General features: G+C 66.4%; 20 protein-coding genes. 10 read left to right on the top strand and 10 right to left on the bottom strand.

The genetic code is table 11. The annotated features are described in order from the left end of the window. Positions 1-96: 96 nt before the first annotated feature. From AC2YG9_RS11555 to AC2YG9_RS11535, 5 genes are all read right to left on the bottom strand, one after another. Entirely contained in the window at positions 97-555 is a 459-nt protein-coding gene (locus AC2YG9_RS11555) for a DUF411 domain-containing protein (protein ID WP_487298124.1), read from the bottom strand. Next, positions 546-1574, bottom strand: coding sequence for a copper resistance protein B (locus AC2YG9_RS11550; protein ID WP_487298123.1), 1029 nt, complete (start codon positions 1572-1574; stop codon positions 546-548). Before AC2YG9_RS11550 ends, AC2YG9_RS11555 begins: the two co-directional genes overlap by 10 nt. After that, positions 1571-3340, bottom strand: coding sequence for a copper resistance system multicopper oxidase (locus tag AC2YG9_RS11545; protein WP_487298122.1), 1770 nt, complete (start codon positions 3338-3340; stop codon positions 1571-1573). Before AC2YG9_RS11545 ends, AC2YG9_RS11550 begins: the two co-directional genes overlap by 4 nt. 102 nt (positions 3341-3442) lie before the next feature. Next, positions 3443-4075: a DUF2231 domain-containing protein gene (locus AC2YG9_RS11540; protein WP_487298121.1), complete on the bottom strand. Its 633-nt coding sequence runs from the start codon at positions 4073-4075 to the stop codon at positions 3443-3445. Between the two features lie 82 nt (positions 4076-4157). Further along, positions 4158-4490, bottom strand: coding sequence for a copper-binding protein (locus AC2YG9_RS11535; protein WP_487298120.1), 333 nt, complete (start codon positions 4488-4490; stop codon positions 4158-4160). A gap of 146 nt (positions 4491-4636) precedes the next feature. Between AC2YG9_RS11535 and AC2YG9_RS11530 the strand changes: the two genes are divergently transcribed. The 4 genes from AC2YG9_RS11530 (at position 4637) to AC2YG9_RS11515 (ending at position 6116) form a co-directional block, all read left to right on the top strand. Next, positions 4637-4912 (top strand): hypothetical protein, encoded by a 276-nt coding sequence (locus tag AC2YG9_RS11530; protein ID WP_487298119.1) that lies wholly within the window; start codon positions 4637-4639, stop codon positions 4910-4912. 288 nt (positions 4913-5200) lie between these two features. Beyond that, entirely contained in the window at positions 5201-5428 is a 228-nt protein-coding gene (locus AC2YG9_RS11525) for a hypothetical protein (RefSeq protein WP_487298118.1), read from the top strand. Next, positions 5425-5790, top strand: a complete 366-nt coding sequence (locus AC2YG9_RS11520; protein ID WP_487298117.1) for a DUF3768 domain-containing protein — start codon at positions 5425-5427, stop codon at positions 5788-5790. Before AC2YG9_RS11525 ends, AC2YG9_RS11520 begins: the two co-directional genes overlap by 4 nt. Beyond that, a complete protein-coding gene (locus tag AC2YG9_RS11515; protein WP_487298116.1) occupies positions 5790-6116 on the top strand; it encodes a hypothetical protein in 327 nt (108 codons plus the stop codon). Before AC2YG9_RS11520 ends, AC2YG9_RS11515 begins: the two co-directional genes overlap by 1 nt. An 11-nt stretch (positions 6117-6127) precedes the next feature. Here AC2YG9_RS11515 and AC2YG9_RS11510 read toward each other — a convergent pair whose 3' ends face one another. The 3 genes from AC2YG9_RS11510 to AC2YG9_RS11500 form a co-directional block, all read right to left on the bottom strand. Then, complete coding sequence (locus tag AC2YG9_RS11510) at positions 6128-6730, bottom strand: hypothetical protein (protein WP_487298115.1); 603 nt, start codon at positions 6728-6730, stop codon at positions 6128-6130. 277 nt (positions 6731-7007) lie between these two features. Then, on the bottom strand, positions 7008-8450 hold the full coding sequence (locus AC2YG9_RS11505) for an NAD(P)H-hydrate dehydratase (RefSeq protein WP_487298114.1): 1443 nt from the start codon (positions 8448-8450) through the stop codon (positions 7008-7010). A 34-nt stretch (positions 8451-8484) separates the two neighbouring features. Further along, positions 8485-9054 carry a histidine phosphatase family protein gene (locus tag AC2YG9_RS11500; protein ID WP_487298113.1) on the bottom strand — a complete coding sequence of 190 codons (570 nt, stop codon included), beginning with the start codon at positions 9052-9054 and terminating at the stop codon, positions 8485-8487. 388 nt (positions 9055-9442) lie between these two features. Here AC2YG9_RS11500 and AC2YG9_RS11495 point away from each other — a divergent pair, with 388 nt between their 5' ends. From AC2YG9_RS11495 to AC2YG9_RS11485, 3 genes are all read left to right on the top strand, one after another. Beyond that, on the top strand, positions 9443-9781 hold the full coding sequence (locus AC2YG9_RS11495; RefSeq protein ID WP_487298112.1) for a P-II family nitrogen regulator: 339 nt from the start codon (positions 9443-9445) through the stop codon (positions 9779-9781). 45 nt (positions 9782-9826) lie between these two features. Continuing rightward, a complete protein-coding gene (gene glnA, locus AC2YG9_RS11490; RefSeq protein WP_487298111.1) occupies positions 9827-11236 on the top strand; it encodes a type I glutamate--ammonia ligase in 1410 nt (469 codons plus the stop codon). Positions 11237-11307: 71 nt separating this feature from the next. Beyond that, entirely contained in the window at positions 11308-11904 is a 597-nt protein-coding gene (locus tag AC2YG9_RS11485) for a YdeI/OmpD-associated family protein (RefSeq protein WP_487298110.1), read from the top strand. Position 11905: 1 nt separating this feature from the next. Here the strand turns inward: AC2YG9_RS11485 and AC2YG9_RS11480 are convergent, their stop codons facing one another. Both AC2YG9_RS11480 and AC2YG9_RS11475 read right to left on the bottom strand, forming a co-directional pair. Then, the gene (locus AC2YG9_RS11480; protein WP_487298109.1) at positions 11906-12256 is read right to left on the bottom strand and encodes a Kazal-type serine protease inhibitor family protein; all 351 of its coding nucleotides are present in this window, start codon (positions 12254-12256) and stop codon (positions 11906-11908) included. Positions 12257-12320: 64 nt separating this feature from the next. Continuing rightward, positions 12321-14729 (bottom strand): hypothetical protein, encoded by a 2409-nt coding sequence (locus tag AC2YG9_RS11475; RefSeq protein WP_487298108.1) that lies wholly within the window; start codon positions 14727-14729, stop codon positions 12321-12323. Positions 14730-14978: 249 nt separating this feature from the next. Between AC2YG9_RS11475 and AC2YG9_RS11470 the strand changes: the two genes are divergently transcribed. Genes AC2YG9_RS11470 through AC2YG9_RS11460 form a run of 3 tightly spaced genes read left to right on the top strand, consistent with a single transcriptional unit; the run spans position 14979 to position 18255 of the window. Next, positions 14979-16439 carry an amidohydrolase gene (locus AC2YG9_RS11470; RefSeq protein ID WP_487298107.1) on the top strand — a complete coding sequence of 487 codons (1461 nt, stop codon included), beginning with the start codon at positions 14979-14981 and terminating at the stop codon, positions 16437-16439. Beyond that, on the top strand, positions 16436-17803 hold the full coding sequence (locus tag AC2YG9_RS11465) for an amidohydrolase family protein (protein ID WP_487298106.1): 1368 nt from the start codon (positions 16436-16438) through the stop codon (positions 17801-17803). Before AC2YG9_RS11470 ends, AC2YG9_RS11465 begins: the two co-directional genes overlap by 4 nt. Beyond that, complete coding sequence (locus AC2YG9_RS11460) at positions 17800-18255, top strand: hypothetical protein (protein ID WP_487298105.1); 456 nt, start codon at positions 17800-17802, stop codon at positions 18253-18255. Before AC2YG9_RS11465 ends, AC2YG9_RS11460 begins: the two co-directional genes overlap by 4 nt. The last annotated feature ends 7 nt before the right edge of the window (positions 18256-18262 follow it).

The following is an 18262-nucleotide window of genomic DNA, read 5'->3' as shown; positions in this document are numbered from 1 at the left end:
AGCCGCTGATAGATCGCTGTGCATAGACGACGTCCCCTCGTCAGTCTCTACGCAGCGATGGCCTAGAACCCTCAGCTCTAGAGCGTTTTCGGGTCTCTATTTGTGGTGCGCGAAAACGCTCGTCGTACCGTCCGCCTTGATGAGCAGCACGTCATAGGGCTCGCTCGATCCATCGGGCATTTCCATGCCCGGAGAACCGATCGGCATGCCCGGCACGACGAGACCCCGTGCGTCGGGCCGCTCTCTGAGAAGGCGTTGCACGTCGGCCGCCGGCACGTGCCCTTCGATCAAATACTGCTCGACTTGGCCCGTATGGCAGGACGCCATCTCCGGCGTTAGGCCGAGACGCGATTGCAAATCAGAGCGATCGGTTGTCTCCACGATCTGCGTCGTGAAGCCCGCCGCCTTGAGATGCTCGACCCAGCCGGTGCAGCAGCCGCAGCTCGGGTCCTTGTAGACGGTGATGGTCTTGGAGACGGCGCTGTCGGGCTCGCACGCCGCCAGAACGAGCGTGGTTCCGAGCACGAGAAAAGCGCGGCGCGTCCCTAGAACCATGCGCGCACCCCAACGACGAAACTCGTCTCGTCGTCGTCCTCGCCATGTGCTTTCGCGTAGTCCGCGGTGCCACCGAATTTGCGTCCGTAGACGACGCCGACATAGGGCGCGAACTCGCGCGTGACCTCGTAGCGGAGGCGGACGCCCAGCTCGAGATCCGTGACGCCCGAGCCGAGCTCGAGCTCGGGGATGTCTTGCGCCGACAGGTTCATCTCGGCGCGCGGCTGCACGATCAGACGCTGGGTCAAGCGCAGATCGTAGCTGCCCTCAAGGCGCGCGAACGCCTCACCCTTGTTCGAGAGAAACACCGCGCCCTCGGTCTCGAACCAATACGGCGCGAGGCCCTCGAAACCGACCGTCGCATAGGTCCGCTTGGGACCGTCCTGAAGGTCCTGGCGAAGACCAGCCTGCAGATCGAAATAGGGCGAGATCGCCCGCGAATAGAGCAACTGCAGCTCAGCCTCTTCGAGATCGCCGCTCGCGCCTTCGCCTTCCGATTTCACGACGAGACGATTGTAGTCGCCGCCCCACCACGCTTCGCCATTCCAGGCGTAGCCGTCCTCGCCGTCGCGAACACGCCACTCGGCCTGGTCGATCATGACCTTCCAGGTGCGGCTTCCGCCGTGCTCTTCACGCAGCTGCTCGCGCGAGGGCCGCATCGCCTCTTCCCCGAAAATCGCGTCGGCTGGGTGATCGGTCGGCGCGGGCGGCGGCGGTTCGCTGCCGACCTCTTCTTCCATCTCGCCATGGGCGCTGTGGTCCATGCCTTCCATCCCGGGCATGCCCTTCATGTCGTCCTGGGGCGCAGCGCCGGCGGGCAACTCCGTGGGCCATTCCATCGCCGGCATCGCCTCTTCTTCCGGCGCGGCCGGCGGCGCTGGGGCCGGGGCTGGAGCCGGCTTTGCCGGAGCAGCCTTCGGGGCGGGTTGCGCCGGCATGGGATGGCCGGGATGCTGTTGCGCGAAAGCGGGCGTCGCGAGCACGAGCGTCAAGGCGGTCAGGCAGACGGCGGCTCTCATTGCGAGGCTCCCGTCATCGGTCGCACGCTCACCACGCGGAACATGCCCGCGTGCATGTGGTAGAGCATATGGCAGTGGAACGCCCAGTCGCCCGGCGCGTCCGCCGTGAGATCAAAGGTGACCTTTCCACCCGGCGCGACATTCACCGTGTGCTTTCTCGGGTGCATCCCTTTGGGGCCGGTGAGCAGCTCGAAGAAATGCCCGTGCAAATGGATCGGGTGCGCCATCATGGAGTCGTTCACGAGCGTCACCCGCACTCGTTCGTTTAGACGGAAGGGGATCGGCTTCGTGACTTCGGAGAACTTCTCGCCGTCGAACGACCACATGAAACGTTCCATGTTGCCGGTCAGGTGAAGCTCCAGCGCACGCGTCGGCGTGCGCGTGTCGGGGTTGGGGTGAAGCGCTTCTAGGTCCTTATAGACGAGCACCTTGTGCCCGACATTTTCCAGGCCTTGGCCGGGCTCGCCGGTGCGATCCATCGGCATCGGTGAGATGGTCTGCACACCAGGTCCCATTTTAACCTGAGGCGCGTTCTCGGGATTGCGCATCGACATGTCCATGCCGGACATATCCATCTGCATGCCGCCGCCTTCGCCGTGATCCATGCCCTCCATTCCGCCATGGTCCATGCCGTCCATCGAGCCATGGGCGCTCATATCCATGCCCATGTCTTTCATGGTCGCGAGCGGGCGCTCGCGTAGCGGCGGCACGGCCGCCACCATCCCAGGGCGCGGCGCGAGCGTGGCCCGGCCCATACCCGAGCGGTCGACCGCTTCGGCAACGAGCGTGAAGGCCTTGTCCTCGGTCGGCTGCACAACGACATCAAAGGTCTCGGCGACCGAGATCTGGAATTCTTCCACGTCGACCGGCTTCACGTTCTGCCCGTCGCTCTGCACAACCTTCATCGAAAGGCCTGGAATGCGGACGTTGAAGATCGTCATCGCCGCCGCATTGATGAACCGCAGGCGCACCCGCTCGCCGGGATTGAACAGCGCCGTCCAATTGTCGTCCGGCCCATGGCCGTTGATGAGGAAGGTGTAGACCGAGCCGGTGACGTCGGAGACGTCGGTCGGGTCCATCCGCATCTTGCCCCACTCGGCGCGGTCCTTGAGCGACTGGTCCTTTCCGGCGAGCAAGCTCGCGACGGTCTGCTTTTGGAAGTTGAACGTGCCGGCCTGAGCCTTCAGTTTTTTGAAAATCTCATGCGGGTGCATGAACGCGAAGTCCGAGAGCACGACGACGTACTCACGGTCAAAGGCGACCGGATCGGCGTCCTTCGGCTCGATGACGATTGGGCCGTAATGGCCCTCTTGCTCCTGAAGCCCGGAATGGCTGTGGTACCAGTAGGTGCCAGATTGCACGACAGGGAACTCGTAGACGAACGTCTCGCCCGGCTTGATGCCGGGGAAGCTCACGCCCGGCACGCCGTCCATCTGGAAGGGCAGGATCAGGCCGTGCCAGTGGATCGAGGTGTCCTCGTGGAGATCGTTGGTCACCGCGATACGGGCGATCTGACCTTCTTTGAGGCGAATGAGTGGACCCGGCACCGTTCCGTTGATCGTGACGGCATGGCCTTTGCGACCGTTCACCGGCCATTGGGTGTGGCCGATGCGAAGCTTGATGTCAGTGCCGGAGAGACTCGGCAGGTCGCGCACGAGCCCTGGTGAATTGCTGCGCGCCCAAGCCGGAAAGAGGCTCGACATCGCAAGGCCTGCACCGAGCAGGCCTGCGTTCTTGAGCAATGTACGACGGGCCAAATCAGCCATTAGAAAACCCCAGTCACTTTGGCCCGCCGATCAATTCCAACGTCACGGGGTGCGCCTTGTTTATACGCGCGCGCGGCGCTAACCCCTCACGGCGCGAGCAGATCAGAACTTCAAATGGCCTGCGCCATGCGTCACTTCGGCTCCGAGATAGGCCTGAACGAGGATGAGCAAAACGGTGAGCGCAAGCGCCGCTTCATAGCCGCGTGCGCTGAGGCGACGCGCGGCCTGTTCGGCAGGCCTCTTTAGCCACCACAACGCGAGGATGAGGAACGGCAAGGCGGACCCTAGCCAGCGGTGGAAGACCAGCGCGCTCTCGTCATCCGGCGCTGGCAGGCCGGCGCTCATCCAGCCCAAGGGGGCGGCGACGAAAGCCCCCAAGGTGGCGATGCCAAGCAGCAGCTTGTTGCTCGCCGCATAGACGGGCTGACGCCGCAAGGCGGCCGCCGCTTCGAGTAGGCCAACGACAAGCACCAGCGCGATCGGGAAATGGATGGCGGCCGGGTGCCACATCCCGAGCCACGAGACGAGCCGACCTTCGAAGGTCTTGGGTTTCTCGTGCGACATCTGCATGCCGCCTTCCGTGGGCCAGGCCATATCGGTGACCGGCATGTCGTCGGTCGCAGGAGCACCCGCCTCTGCCGAAGCAGGCGCTTCCGCTGCGGGCGGCGCGCTCGCCGGTTCTGCGGCATAAAGGGGCGCTGCCGTAAAGGTCAGCGCAACAAGGAGGGCGAGCATACCGCCCCGCAGACTCTGAAATGCCATTGCGCGCCCCTCCTTGACGCCGAAGGGGCGCGCATCGCTGCGCGCCCCTTGCGGTTTAGATCACGTGGATCTGGGTGATGACCGGCTTCCCGCCGACGTTCTTGAGCACGAAGTGGATCTTCTTCCCGGCCGTGACGCCGGTCAGAAGCGAGGCCTTCTCGACCTTGAACTTCATCGTCATCGACGGCCATTTCAGCGCCGGGATCGGCCCGTGCGCGATGGTGATCGTGCCCGCTTTGGCATCCACGGCCTTGACCGTGCCTTGACCTTCAGCGGTTTGCGGCACCGGCGCGTGGTCTTCGCCGGCATGGGCCATCGCCATCGGAACGGCGACGCTCGTCGTCGAGAGGATCGCGGTGAGCGCCGCGATCAGCAGTTTGCTCTTCATCGAAAAACTCCAATCGTTTCCACGCCGATCCGGCGTCGTTGAGGAGATATACGGCTCTTCTCCCGGCATCCCTCACGCGCCATGCACTAGCGCTTATCGGCAGGCTGCGCTTTTATGGCGTGTACCTAGCGTTTCGCGGACTCCCAATGACTGACCGGCTCGACACTCTGCTCTCGCAATTGCGCGACACCGAAACCGACCACCGGCTAGACGCTCTGGAGCCGGCGGTGCGGCAGCGCAGGCAGGATGTTAGGCGCGCGGATGACCGCGCAGCCCTTCGCCTCGTCGCGGTGCTCTTCGCTTTGCTCGTGGGCACTGGCGTTGGCGGTGTTACCGCTACGGCGTTTGCGAGCGCGCCCGTCGCTTCCTTGGATGCCAGCGCCGCGCTCGCGCCGTCCACTCTGCTGGAACGTCGTCGCTAGCGTATTCAGCAGGCGAGGTTTCTGGGCCGCATAGGGAGAGGTTTGGGCGTGCTCAGCAGCCTTTTCCCCCACGGCCTGTAGCGAACTTCATTCACGGCTTCACAGTGGCGAGCGGTGTGGCACGGGCCCGCCGACCCTCAACCCAACTCGCTTCCTACGCTTCGCTCCGTGCAGCTCCGTTCCCTTCGGGCGCGCTGACGCGCGGGGTTTGATGGCCGGCTCCCTGGCCCGTGCCCCGGGCTCCCCATGAAGCCGCGGAATGGTCCGCGGCAACTCAGGGAGACCACCATGCCTAAGCAACCCCAATCCAAACTGTCTATGGGCCGCAAACCCACCCATCGCCTGTACCGCGTCCTGGGCGACGGCGAAGCTTCCAACTGGACGCCCATCGGGGCGGCCTGGCCGCACAAAGACGGCAAGGGCTTCAGCCTCAGCTGCGATGCCGTGCCGCTTCAAGGCCGCATCGTCCTGCGCTTCATCGAAGAGCGCGCGCAAGCCGCAGGGGGTCAGCAATGACCCCCCATTCCTCCAAATCCCGCAAGGCGATCATCGCCGCCCTCAACGACGAGTTCCGCAGCGCGGGCCCCGCACTCAGCCGGATCAAGTTCGATGGCTCCTGGCTCATCACCAGCGGCGTGCAGGCCAAAGGCCCGCAGTTCATGTGGTTGGCGCTCATCGGCACGCAGGTCTTCAAGACCTTCACCCCCGATAACGACCCGCACGGCGAGCACGATTTCGGCAGCTTCGAGATCGAGCACACGCGCGTCCTTTGGAAGATCGACTATCTCCAGCGCGGCACGCCCTGGGGCGCGGACGATCCCGCCGACAACGCGAACACCACGCGGATGATCACCATCATGCTTGCGGAGGAATACTGATGTCCTCCGAACGCAGCATCGTCACCGATACCTTCGATTGGCGCGGGATCACCGTGCAGGTCGAGTACGAGGCCGATTGGCTGGGAGCCGCCGCGCGCGGCTCCAAACACTTCGCTACGGCCCACCTTCAGCTCCGCTCAGTTGCACCAGAGCACGCTAGGTTGCCGGTGACCGAAACCGGCTACCGTTCGCACTTCCTATTCATGGGCGAGGTCGAGTCAGCTGGCGGGCCAGTCGCCTTTGCCACCGCTTGGCTCGACGAGATGTCGAAGTCGCGCGAGTGGATTCTTTACGAACAGGCAAGCCGACAACTCTCGCTCTTTTAGGCGCGGGCCGGCTAGGTCGGCCCGAAGAGCCGCGTCATTGGATTGATTGGCTCGATTTCTCCCGATTTCGGATTGTAGGCGAGCAGAACGACCCGCCCAAACGCACGGGCGGAGAGCAGGGCTTCCATCGCGTCGATGGGAAGCGTCCCTGCAGCAAACGCCTCTAGAAAGTCGAGGAACGCGTTCAGCGCTATTTCCGATTCCGCAGGATCGTTCGGCACCAGGAACTTGAACGACTTCTCCTGAGAAGGCGCGAACCAGATCGAATAAACCAATGAATAGGGTTGCTCGGCTGAGACTTTGCCGGGCGTGCCGATGAGGGTCACCTTGACCAAACCGAGACGGTCACGAAGAAGGCGAATGCCCGCCTTGAGCGCCTGGTAGTGATCCTTCCCCATCTCACCCAAGAACCCATCGAAATAGGACTTGGCGACAAACAACATGACGGCCGTCGGTAGGAGCCATTCGACGCCCGCATAACCTTTGCTGGTCTCTCGATACTCGATCTCAAGATCGAGGCCCTCAGCGGCCACCAGGTCTTGAAATCCTTCAATCAGCGCAGGCGGAATTTGGTCTTCGCACAGGAGACCGATATGTGGCGTGCCGGTGCGCATAACGCCCCCTACGGATTGATCCGCCTTGTGTCCGATATCTGTCGATGCACATCCAGCCACATTTTCGGACACAGTTTTAGCCACATAAGGAATTTTCAAGGCTATAATTGGTTGTTTTTTATCGGTTTTTCTACATCCTAGACAGAACCTAAATCCAGTGCGTCTACCAGTTCCGCCACATCCGCGAGGTTCGGGCGGAGAGATACGGGCGGTTGCGGAGCGAGGCAAGTTACGGTGCGTCCATGCGGCGCTTCGGCAAAATCGGCGAGACTGTCACCTAGGCGCGGGCGTGCAGCCAACCAAGGCACGCGGGCGCCAGGTCCGGCAGGTCCTCCGCGATCAGCCCTGGCCCGAACCGCGCCCCGGCGTCGGCATGAATCCAAGCTCCGGCGCAGGCCGCCTGAAAGCTCTCCATCCCCTGCGCGATCAGGCCGGCGATGAACCCCGCCAGCACATCGCCTGACCCGGCCGTCGCCAGCCAGGCCGTGCCGTTGAGGTTCACTGCCGCCCGGCCATCGGGCGCGGCGATCACCGTGTCCGCCCCCTTGAGCAACACCACCGCCCCGGCCCGGGCGGCGGCGGCGCGGGCGGCGTCGATGCGGGTCGGGCCAGAGGCCAGCAGGCCGGGGAACAGGCGCTCGAACTCGCCGGGGTGCGGGGTCAGCACATCGTCCTTGTCGAGCACGCCGAACAGGTCGTCGGGCCGGTCCTTGAACACCGTCAGCGCGTCGGCGTCGACGACCAGGGCTGCGCCGGTGCGGGTCAGGGCGAAGAGGTTGGCGCGGGTCTGGGGGGTGACCCCGGCGGCCGGGCCGATGACGGCGGCGTCGGCGCTGGCGGCCAGTTGGGCCAGATCGGCGTCGGTCTCGAAGGGGCTGAGCATCACCGCCTCGAGCGCGGCGGCATAGGTGCGGGCGGCGTCGGCCGGGCTAAGCAGGGTGACCAGGCCCGCGCCGATGCGCAGCGCGCCGCGCGCCGACAGCCGGGCGGCCCCGGTGTGCAAAGCATCGCCGCCGACCACCACCGCCCGGCCGCGCGAATGCTTGTGGGTCGTCGAGGTCGGGATCGGCAGGGCGCGGCGCCAAAGCCCGGGCTCGTTCTCGTAGAGCCCGGTGTCGGCCGGGGCCAAGCCGATGTCGGCCACCACCAGCTCGCCGCAGGCCCCTGCCCCCGGCTGCAGCACATGGCCGATCTTGCGCCGGTGGAAGGTGACCGTCAGGTCGGCGCGGAAGGCGGTCTGGCCAAGCGCGGCGCCGGTGTCGCCATAGATGCCGCTGGGCATATCGACCGCCACCACCGCCGGATGGCCGTGGCTGGCCCGCGCCGCCGTCAGGGCTTCGCCGTCCAGCGGCCGGGTCAGGCCGGCCCCGAACAGGGCATCGACCATGACCTCGCATTTCGGCCCCTCGCCCAGCGGATAGACCTTCCCGGTCCACCGCCGCGCCATCGCCTTGCAGTCGGCGCTGGCCGGCGGCGCCGAGGCCTCGACCCAGACATTCCAGCCGCGCCGCTTGAGCAGCCGGGCCACAACATAACCGTCGCCGCCGTTGTTCCCGGGCCCGCAGAGCACCGCCACCTTGCAGGCCCGATGCCGCGCCCGGATGGCGTCGGCCACGGCCTCGCCGGCCCGTTCCATCAGGACCAGGCTGGGCGTACCGGCGGCGACGGCGGCCGCGTCGGCGGCGGTCATCTGGGCGACGGTGAGGATTTCACGGCTCATCGGCGGCACCGTCGCACGGCGGCGCGGCGCTCCGCTAGAGGACCTGCGTCGCCGCCTCGCGCCCGCGCTCGACGATCTTCAAGCCTCCGTCCTCGATCGCGAAGGTGGTCATCGAGGTGTGGTCGGGTCGGAAGCCCATGACCCGAGTGTCGTCCATCGCCGTCGACACCGCCCCGTTGATGGCGACGTAGTGGCTGAACACCGCTGTTCCCGGATAGCCGGCCACGGCCGCCGCCACCCCGCGCCGCCACTGGTCATAGTCGAGGTCGCCGACGATCTCATGCCAGTGGCCGCCAAAGGCGGTGCGCAGCCAGGCGCCCCGATCCTCGGCCGACACCGCCTTCGGGGTGGGAATCTCGCCCACGCGCGGATCGATGATGACCTCGACGCCCAGAGCATCGGCAAACGGCTGCGCCGTCTCCCGGCACCGCTTCAGCGGCGAGCTGACCACCCGCGTCGGCCGCACGCTCTGCGGCAGGGCCAACAGCACCTGCGCGGCCGCCTGCGCCTGCGCGCGCCCGGTTTCGTCCAGGCCCGGATCCTCATCGGCGTCGCCCCAGGTCGAGGCCGGCTTGCCGTGGCGGATCATATAGACGGTGGTCATGGCGCGCGGCTCCAGCGGTGGGCGTTTCATTTGCTGCTAGCACAGCCGCGCGACGCGTCCACGCCCCTCATCCGCTGCAATCTTCAGCAGGCGCCGCCCTGCCGCGACGACAGGCGCGGACGGCCCCTGCGCAAAACGGTCGCCTTTCCCGAAAACCGACCCGCTAACCGACCGCTTCCAACACCCGACGCCCCGCAACCGAGCCGGATCGCACCCGCGAAGGAAGACCAACAGCCCCCTTTCCGGCCCTGCCCGAATCCTGAGCAGAGGGCGCCTTGATTTGCGGCGCCGCAAAGCCTCAACTGCAAGCACTGCGGTGCGGGCCGCCTCAAGGCTTGTCCCTTGGCCCACCGCTGTGTTCGTTCGCCGTCAACCGCCCGAGACCGACATGAAAAAGATCGAAGCCGTCATCAAGCCGTTCAAGCTGGACGAGGTGAAGGAAGCCCTGCAGGAGTTGGGCGTCCAGGGCATGACCGTGCTCGAGGCCAAGGGCTACGGCCGCCAGAAGGGCCACACCGAGCTGTATCGCGGCGCCGAATACGTCGTCGACTTCCTGCCCAAGATCAAGGTCGAGGTCGTGGTCGACGACGGCCAGCTGGCCGGGGCCCTCGAGGCCATCCAGAACGCCGCCCGCACGGGCCGCATCGGCGACGGCAAGATCTTTGTGTCCGACATCGCTGATGTCATCCGCATCCGCACCGGCGAAAGCGGCGCCCAAGCCATCTAGTTCGACAAAACTCTCAGCAGATCAAACACCTAGGGGATAGGTTCTATGACGACCGCTAAAGACATTCTGGCGATGATCAAGGAAAAGGACGTCAAGTATGTCGACGTCCGCTTCACCGACATCCGCGGCAAGCTGCAACACGTCACCTTCGACATCGACCTGGTCGACGAGGACTTCCTCGAAGACGGCACCATGTTCGACGGCTCGTCGATCGCCGGCTGGAAGGCGATCAACGAGAGCGACATGAAGCTGCGCCCCGACCTGGACAGCGCCATCATCGACCCCTTCTACCAGCAGACCACCCTCTGCCTGATGTGCGACATCGTGAACCCGGACACGGGCACGCCCTACAACCGCGACCCCCGCTCGATCGCCAAGGCGGCCCTGGTCCATGTGCAGTCGCTGGGCATCGGCGACACCGTCTTCTTCGGCCCGGAAGCCGAGTTCTTCATGTTCGACGACGTGCGCTGGTCGACCGCCCCGAACAACACCTTCTACAGCTATGACTCGACCGAGCTGCCCGGCAACTCGGCCAAGGAGTACGCCGAGGGCAACATGGGCCACCGCCCGGGCCCCAAGGGCGGCTACTTCCCGGTTAACCCGGTCGACAGCGGCCAGGACATCCGCGGCGAGATGCTGGCCGTCATGGGCGAGCTCGGCATGAAGCCGGAAAAGCACCACCACGAGGTTGCCCCCGCGCAACATGAGCTGGGTCTGAAGTTCGACACCATGGTGGTCATGGCCGACCGCCTGCAGCTCTACAAGTACGTCATCCACAACGTCGCCGCCGCCTACGGCAAGACCGTCACCTTCATGGCCAAGCCGATGTTCGGCGACAACGGCAGCGGCATGCACGTCCACCAGTCGATCTGGAAGAACGGCAAGCCGATGTTCGCCGGCGACCTCTACGCCGGCCTGTCGCAGGAATGCCTCTGGTACATCGGCGGCATCATCAAGCACGCCAAGGCCATCAACGCCTTCTCCAACTCGACCACCAACAGCTACAAGCGCCTGGTGCCCGGCTACGAAGCCCCGGTGAAGCTGGCCTATTCGGCCCGCAACCGCTCGGCCTCGATCCGCATCCCGCACGTCGACAGCCCCAAGGGCAAGCGTCTGGAAGCCCGCTTCCCCGACCCGATGGGCAACCCCTACCTGACCTTCACGGCCCTGCTGATGGCCGGCCTCGACGGCATCGAGAACAAGATCGATCCGGGCCCGGCCATGGACAAGAACCTCTACGACCTGCCGCCCCGCGAGCAGAAGAAGGTCCCGGAAGTCTGCGGCAGCCTGCGCGAAGCCCTCGAGAACCTGGACAAGGACCGCGCCTTCCTCAAGAAGGGCGGCGTCTTCGACGACGACTTCATCGACGCCTACATCGAGCTGAAGATGGAAGAGGTGATGCGCCTGCAGCTGCATCCGCACCCGGTCGAATTCGACATGTACTACAAGTGCTAACCAGCAAAAGCTGAGCTAGTGTGGAAGGGCCGGAGAGCGATCTCCGGCCCTTTTCCGTTGCGAGGGACCCCATGGCCGCCATCGTCGTCGATCCCGCCCATGTGCATGAGTTCAGGGACGCCGGGTCCTTCTACGAATGGCTGGCCAGGAACCATGACAAGGCGCCCGAAGCCTGGATCAAGATCCACAAGGTCGCCTCCGGCCTGCCCTCGATCACCGCCAAGGAGGCCGTCGACGTCGTCCTCTGCTGGGGCTGGATCGACGCGGTGCGCAAAAGCTTCGACGACCAGAGCTTCCTCCAGCGCTACACCCCACGCGGCAGGAAGAGCATCTGGAGCAAGCTCAACATCGACAACGTCGCCCGGCTGATCAAGGAAGGCCGCATGACCCCGCACGGCCTGCGCGAGGTCGAAGCCGCCAAGGCCGACGGCCGCTGGGACCGCGCCTACGGCAGCGGCAAGGGCCTGCCCATTCCGCCAGACCTGCAGGCCGCCATCGACGCCAGCCCGAAGGCCAAGGCGATGCTGCCGAGATTGACCGAACAGAACCGCTTCGCCCTGGCCTTCCGCGTCCACAACCTCAAGACCGAGGCCGGCAAGCAGAAGAAGATCACCGCCTTCGTCGAGATGCTCGAACGCGGCGAGACGATCTATCCGCAGAAGGGCTGAGCTAGCACTCGCCCTGCTTGGCGACGCTCACCCCCGCCGAGGCGGCGGTGCAGGCGTTGCCGTAGGTCTTGCCGTCGACGCCGCAGACAGGGCGGTACTCGCGGGTACACATCTGCGGCCGCTGGCGGCAGGTCCCCGAGCCGTCGGCGATCTTCTGCATCTCCGGTGTCATCTGGCAGTAGAGGCCGGTCTGGCACTGGAAGCCCGCGATGCCGCCGCACATCTGACCCTCTGCCCGAGGCGCGCGCGGGTCGGGCGCGGGGCCTGGGTGGGCCGAGCCGTCGGTCTGGCAGGCGGTCATGGCCAGGGCGGTGAAGGCCACCACCGCTAGGGTGCGAAACTGGCGGATCATCGGGCGTTTCTCCTTGTTGTGGCCAAGGTAACGCAAAAGCCCGCTGAACGTCGCCTGAACGCCGTCAGAGCAGCCAGCCGCCGTAGTCCGCGGTGACATCGCCGTTGATCTTGGCCTGGTACTCGGCGACCCCGTTGCCGTCGATATCAAGGCGGACCGTCGTGATCCCGGCGGCAAAGGCCAGGGTCATCTGGCCGGCGACTCCGGTGAAGCTGGTCACCCTTGCGATGGTCCCGGCGAACAGGGCCGAGAAGTCCATGATGTCGCCCTCGGCGGTCTGGAAATCATAGATCTGGTCGGTTTCCAGCGCCCCGCTGAAGGCGTGCTCGACGCGGAAGGTGTCGGCGCCCAGACCCCCACGCAGCAGGTCGTTACCCTGGCCGCCGATGACGATGTCATTACCGTCGTTGCCATTGATCGTATCGACCCCGGCCAGGCCTGACAGGGTGTTGGCGCCGCTGTTGCCCTGCAGGTTGTTGGCCCCGCTGTTGCCGGTCCCGGAGGCGTTGGTGGCCGACTGCAGTTCCAGGGCCTCGAGGTTGTCGGCCAGGATCCAGCTCAGGGTGGTGCGGACGATGTCGAAGCCCTGGCCGGACAGCTCGATCGTCTGATCGCCGGCGTTATCGACGATGTAGACATCGTTCTCCGTCCCGCCCGACATGATGTCGGCGCCTAGCCCTCCGTCGAGGTAGTCGTTGCCCGCGCCGCCGTTCAGCGTATCGACATCGCTCTGACCGTCCATACGGTCGTTGCCGGTCCCGCCGTTCAACTGGTCGGCCCCCGTTCCTCCGTAGAGCTTGTCAGCCCCGTCGCCGCCGCTGAGCTCGTCCGCGCCGGCGTCGCCGTTGAGGGTGTCGCCGCCGAGGCCGCCGATCAGGTCGTCGGCGCCGTCGCCGCCGTTGAGCAGGTCGTTGCTGTCACCACCGTCGAGGGTGTCGTCGCCGGCCAGGCCGTTGAGCGTGTCCTTGCCGCCGCCGCCGGACAGGGAGTCGGCCGCGCCGCCGCCGCTGGCCGTCTCGTCGCCGGCGGTCCCGATGAAATTGACGGGCGTGGCGATCCCGTAGATCAGATAGGCGCCGCCGGTGCCGTTTCCGTAGATGTACTCGTTGAAATTGCCGATCAGGATGTCGTCGGCGCCGTCATTGTTGAAGTCGCCGGCCCCGGCGATGGTGTAGCCCTCGCCGTCGATCCTGAACCCGTTCGTACCGTCCACGGTCGTCACGTCGAAGGTGGCGCCGAAGGCAGTTTGTTTGCCGTAGATCACGTAGTTGATCGAGCCGCCGGCGTTGACAAGAATGTCGGCCAGGCCGTCGCCGTTCACATCGCCGCCGCTGACGCCGTCGATGCCGCCAAGGTTGCTGCTGCCTGTCAATCGGAAGCCGTTCGTCCCGTTCAGGGCCGTGGTGGCCAGGGTGGCCGGGAACACAGCGCCGGAGCCGAAGACGATGGAGACGCTACCTGGAGTGTTTGTGAACGTCATCATGTCGAACACGCTGGACGAGCTGACCGCCACGTCATCGTAGCCGTCGCCGTTGACGTCCCCCAGGCCGACGACCGTGTGGCCCGTCCGACTGTTGTTGGTCGCGCCCTGGATCGCAAAGCCATTGGCGCCATTCAGCGTCGAGACATCGAGCGTCGCGGCGAAACTGTTGGCGCCAAAGATGACGTAGGCCTGGCCGGGCGTGTTGGAGAAGTTCGCGGGCGCCCCGACGATCAGATCCTCGAGGCCATCTCCGTTGACGTCCCCCGCCGCGGCCACGGCGTCACCCAGGCGGCTGTTGGTCGTGCCCTGGATCTTGAAGCCGGTGGTTCCGTTCAGGGTCGAGAGGTCAAAGCCGTCGGTCAGGCCGCCGCCGCCGCCGCCGCCGAACACGACATAGGCCGCGCCGGTGTTGCTGTTGGCGCCATAGCCGCCGACCAGGAAGTCGCCGACCCCGTCCCCATTGACGTCGCCGACGCCCGCCACCCCGTACCCGGCGCGGGCGTTTGTACCGCCGTTCAGCTGGATGCCGACGCTGGCGGACATGTTCTGGGTATCGACGTTGGCGAACGGGCCGGTGTGGCCGAAGATCACATAGGCGGCCCCCGAGCCGCTGCCGCCCGGCGAGCCGAGGATCAGGTCGTCGATCCCGTCGCCGTTGACGTCGCTGCCGCCGCCGACGGATGTGCCCAGCCGGGTCTGGTAGCCCTCGCCGTCGATCCGGAAGCCGTTGACGCCGTTGACCGCATTGACCTGCCAGTCCGTCGGCAGGCCGGAGGCCGTGCCGAAGATGACCCAGGCTGATCCGGCCTGGTGCCGACCCTGCGCATCGACGGACCAGGCGCCGGAGACAAAGTCGTCGAACCCGTCGCCATTGATGTCCCCGACCGAGGACAGCAGCTGACCGATACGGTCATAGTTCGAGCCACCGTGAATACGGAAGCCGTTGGACCCATCGATCGACGAGATCGCGAAGGTGGCCGCGAAAGGCATGCTGAATTCCCCCCGGCCCAGCGGCCGCGTCTTTGAAATACTTGCCTGAAACTCTGCCGACGAGGGCGGGGGCGACCAGTGTAGTAATCCGTCTCCATCTCGAAATCCCTGGGGCCGTGGCAATTTGGCCGACGGCGACTGTCTGTAGGGCTACCTCGGGCTTTGCGGTTCATCCGCAATCGGAACGGCCCTTGATCCCCGTGCCGAATTCGTCTGATCTCCCTCACCTCTGCTGTTCGGGATTGCTCCATGACACTTCGCTGGAAGACGGCGGCCTCCGCCGTCGCGCTGTCGGCCCTGTTGGCCGCCTGCGCTACAACGGGCGGGGCCGCCCCCGCCGCCAAGCCGCCTGAGAAGGTCGATAACAGGCCGCTGAGCCCCGGGGCCGGCGGAAAGGATGACCCGGCGCCCTTCGCCAGCACCTACCGCGCCCTGCCCGGCCGGCCGACCGCCATCGTCGGGGCCACGGTGCTCACCGCCGATGGCAAGCAGATCGACAACGGCGTGGTCATCTTCGGCGACGGCAAGATCATCGCCGTCGGCGGTCCGGGCACCGCCATCCCGGCCGGCTATGACGTCATCGACGGCAAGGGCAAGTACGTCACCCCCGGCATCATCGACGCCCACAGCCACCTGGGCGTCTATCCCTCGCCCGGCGTCAGCGCCCGCAGCGACGGCAATGAAGCCACCGACCCCAACACCGCCCAGGTCTGGTCCGAGCATTCGATCTGGCCCCAGGACCCCGGCTTCAACCGCGCCCGCGCGGGCGGGGTGACCACCCTGCAGATCCTCCCGGGGTCCGCGAACCTGTTCGGCGGCCGCTCGGTGACCGTGCGCAACGTGGCATCCGTCACCATGCAGGGGATGAAGTTCCCGAACGCCCCCTATGGCCTGAAGATGGCCTGCGGCGAGAACCCCAAGCGCGTCTACGGCGGCAAGGGCCGCTCGCCCTCTACCGCGATGGGCAACGTCTTCGGCTTCCGCAAGGCCTGGATCGACGCGGCCGAGTACCGTCGCAAATGGGACGACTACAACGCCAAGAAGGACAAGGGCGAGAAGGCCGACGCCCCCAAGCGCGACCTGCAGCTGGAAACGCTGGCCTCGGCCCTGCGCGGCGACATCCTGATCCAGAACCACTGCTACCGCGCCGACGAGATGGCGGTGATGATCGATATCGCCAGGGAGTTTGGCTACAAGATCACCATGTTCCACCACGCCAACGAGGCCTACAAGGTCGGCCCGTTGCTGAAGGAGAACGACATCTGCTTCGCCACCTGGGCCAGCTGGGCGGCGTTCAAGATGGAGAGCCTGGACGGCATCGAGGCCAATGCGGCCATCGCCTACAAGGCCGGCGCCTGCACCGTCATCCACTCCGATGACGACACCATCACCCAGCACCTGAACCAGGAAGCCGCCATCGCCATGGCGTCCGGCAACCGCATCGGCTTCGGCATCACCGACGCCGAGGCCATCGCCTGGATCACGTCCAATCCGGCGAAAGCCATGGGCATCGCCGACCAGACCGGCTCCCTGACCGTCGGCAAGCGCGCCGATGTCGTGCTGTGGAGCGGCAACCCGTTCAGCGTCTACAGCCAGGCCGAAAAGGTCTTCATCGACGGCGGCCTCGCCTACGACCGGCGCGACCCGCGCTTCCAGCCCAAATCCGATTTCGAACTCGGCCAGCCCGGTGAAGGGGCCTTCCACCCATGAGAACCCTCCTCCTCGCCTCCAGCACGCTGATTGGGGCGGCGCTTCTGATCGCCGGCCCCGCCGCCGCCCAGACCTACGCCATCACCAACGCCCGTATCGAAACGGTCGGTCCGGCCGGCACGATTCCCAACGGCACGATCGTCATCAAGGACGGCAAGATCGCCGCCGTCGGCGCGGGCGTCCCGGCTCCGGCCGGCGCGACGGTGATCGACGCCAAGGGCGGCGTGGTGACGCCGGGCTTCATCGCCGTCTCCTCCAACCTGACGGTGTCGGAAGTCTCTGCGGTCCAGTCCACGCGGGATGACCGCTCCGGCAAGCTGTCGGCCGGCTTCGACATCCAGTACGGCATCAACCCCAACTCGACGATGATCCCCTGGGCCCGCCAGAGCGGCCTGACGCGGGCGGTGGCCACCCCGGTGCTGACCGGCGGCGGCGGCGGCCATCACCACGACGACAGCGGCGCCGAGCAGGAGACCGCCGGCGGCGGTGGCGGCAACGGCGACGGCGACCCCCACCTGTTCGGGGGTCAGGCCGCCGTGGTCAGCCTGGCGTCCGGCCAGAACGACCTCCTGATCCGGTCGAAGGCCGCCGTCGTGCTCGACATGGGCGAAGCCGGGGCCCAGGCCGCCGGCTCGCGCGGCGCCGCCATGGTGCTGGTCCGCTCGGCCTTCGAGGACGCCCGCGTCTACGCCCGCAACAAGGCCGCTTACGACCGGGGTGAAACCCGCCAGTTCGGCCTGTCGCGCATCGACCTGGAGGCCCTCGTCCCCGTGGTCCAGGGCCGCACGCCCCTGCTCGTCCGCGTCAGCCGCGCCTCAGACATCCTGCAGGTCCTCAAGATGGCAAAGGAGGAAGGCGTCACCGTCATTCTCGAGGGCGCCGAGGAGGGCTGGCTGGTCGCCGAGCAGATCGCCGCCGCCAGGGTCCCGGTCATCGTCGACGCCCAGCGCGACCTGCCCACCAGCTTCGAGACCCTCGCCGCCCGCCTGGACAACGCCGCCCGGCTGCAGGCCGCCGGCGTCACGGTCGCCATCATCGGCAGCCGCGACCAGAACAACCTGCGCCAGGCCCGGTTCAACGCCGGCCTGGCCGTGTCCTACGGCCTGACCTACCAGCAGGGCCTGGCCTCGCTGACCCTCAACCCGGCAAAGATCTGGAAGATGGACGGCCAGGTCGGCAGCCTGGAGGTCGGCAAGACGGCCGACGTCGTGGTCTGGACCGGCGACCCGCTGGAACTCTCCACCTGGCCCACCGACGTCTTCATCGCCGGCCAGCGGCAGCCGCAGGACGTCCGGGCCTTCGAACTGCGCGACCGCTACGCCGCGCCGGTGGGGGCCTATCCGCAGGCCTACACCAAGCCGTGAGACGCCTGCTTCCCCTTGCGCTGATCCTGGCGCTGGCCGCCCCTCTGGGGGCGGCCGCCCAGGCGACGGACGCCAGCCGCACCGTTCCGCTCAGCCAGGATCGGGCCTGGGTCGAGGTCCTGAAGTTTCTCGCCGCCAAGGACCTGACGCCCTCGGTGGCCGACCGGGCCAACGGCCGGATCGTCGCCTCCAGCGACAAGGTCTGGGCCGCCTACGTCACCTGTCCGAAGATCAGGCACATCACCGGCGAGTACCAGCTGACCGTCATGCTGGCGCCGGAAGGCGCCGACCGCACCACGGTCATCGTCAGCCTCGACGGGGCCGGCGACCTGGTGCGCCGCCGGCGCTTCCTGTTCATCAAGGGCCGTCGGGTGACCAAGACCTACGACTGCCCCTCGACCGGCGAGATGGAAGCCGATCTGTTCAAGGCCCTGGCGGCGGCCGCGCCTTAGAGGAACC

Source organism: Caulobacter sp. SRI_014 (assembly GCF_057586315.1).
This window is presented reverse-complemented; position numbering and strand designations above follow the sequence as displayed.